At 40.9% G+C, this 1,795-nt stretch carries 1 protein-coding gene; it reads right to left on the reverse strand.

The features are described from left to right. Positions 1–443: 443 nt before the first annotated feature. The coding region (locus J3U16_RS11810; RefSeq protein ID WP_267343171.1) for a hypothetical protein at positions 444–1,795 on the reverse strand (1,352 nt) is incomplete at its 5' end.

The raw sequence follows: 1,795 nt of genomic DNA on the forward strand, positions 1-1,795 counted from the left end.
GTAAAAAGTATAGTGATTGGAAAAACACGATGCAACACTTTTTTTCGCTCATTTACGTTAACTTTTGTAAATAGGATCTAAAAAGGATCTAAATTATAATTATTTAACTATTGTTTTAATTGAATATATCACAGTTACAAATCTTTAAAATCAGAGCGATTGATCCTCAGAAATTTTATTTTAGGGCTTTGAATTAGAAATTTAGTGATTTGGATCATTTAATAATTTTTAAGTGAAATTTAAAACTTCAAAAACCCCGCTCCTCAACTTTTTTTGAGACAAAATACCTAAAAAATAAACCTGCCGAAGCGGGTAATTGAAGTCTCGCTAAGCCACAAAATCGATTTTTTATAGCTCAGCAACATTGAAAGTCAGCTTACTTTTAATAACTTAATATTATCTTTCCCTCCCGGCACTAAGGATTAAGGACGAAGAAATAAAAACTAAGGATGGGAGCAAAGGCCGGGGTGGTCGTTGTAGGTGTAGTTCCAATCCACGTAACCGCTGCCTATGATCACGACAAACTGGTCACCACCACCAGTCGGGTCACGAGTCCAGTACCAATTGTCGCTGAAGCCAACGCCTGAATAACCAGACAGACGACCCCACTCAGCTAAAAAGCCAGCACCTATATGACGCATATAATAATTACCCCGTGAGGAAGGGGAGGCGCCAGAGATAGGATACTCACCTGTACGAACCGCGTTGGTTAAATCCTTTACCTTAACAAGACGATAACCAAGACTATTACACCAAGATAAGATATTAGGTGGAGTGCCCGTCTTAGAACCTCGGTTGACGAACCACTGCTTCAAAGTAAAACCATATTTGACGACAGGAGCACCATTACTATCACGACCGACCAACTCGAAGGTCTGAGGCAAAGAAATAGTGGGAAGAGGACTAGGACTGGATGAATTACGCTGGGATTCGGTAGCGTAAGGACCAGTTAAAGTAACACGAACGCTTGTAGCAGTAGGATTAGACATTGTGACTGTGATACCACCCAGAGAAACTGGAGACCAAGACAATGGCTGACTACTACCAGTAATGAGTAAATCAAAGTACAGCCCATTAGCACCAGTTGTAGGAAAGTTTCTACCGTAAGAGGATGGGCCAGTTGACTGAGGGATAAAACCATTAGCAGGGTCCCACATTGAAGACGGGCCAGCAAAATCCCAAGATGGGGCATAAGGATCATCACCAAGCTTACCAAACATTAAATTAGGCCGAGCAAAACAAACTGCTGGGCTAGCCTTTGGATTGATGTAATAAGTCTCACTACGAGCACTGAAAGTACTACGATTAGGAACGCCGTAACGAGTAGATAATGTACCGTCAGTACTAGATAACTTAATCCTATAAGGTGCCTTACAAATCTCTAGCACAGCACTACGTAATACTAGCTGATTGTTATTATCGACGATAGATAAACTTAAAAAACCTGTAGCAGTAACGTCAGCATCACCATCATCATCCCCCCAATAATTATTAGGAGGACCGATAAGTGTACTTAAATCGACTGAATTAGTATCAGTAGGAACGAACATACTTATATCAGCAAAACTCTGACCCTCAACTGGCAAGACGATTGGAGTTGCAGATGATGAATTGTTAGAAGGCGTGTAATTAGTTCCGTCAGATAAAGTAATCCCAAGCAAACCGTTAGTATCAACAACACGCGTACGACCTCCGTCGAAAGTCAGATATGGTGCACTACCCTGTATCGCATTCCTAGTTGTCTGTGATGTCAATGCGTGACCAGAAAAAGGAAGGAAAAAGACCACGAAAAAAA

It is taken from the genome of Gilliamella sp. B3023 (genome assembly GCF_026536845.1).
Lineage (GTDB): Bacteria > Pseudomonadota > Gammaproteobacteria > Enterobacterales > Orbaceae > Gilliamella > Gilliamella apicola_E.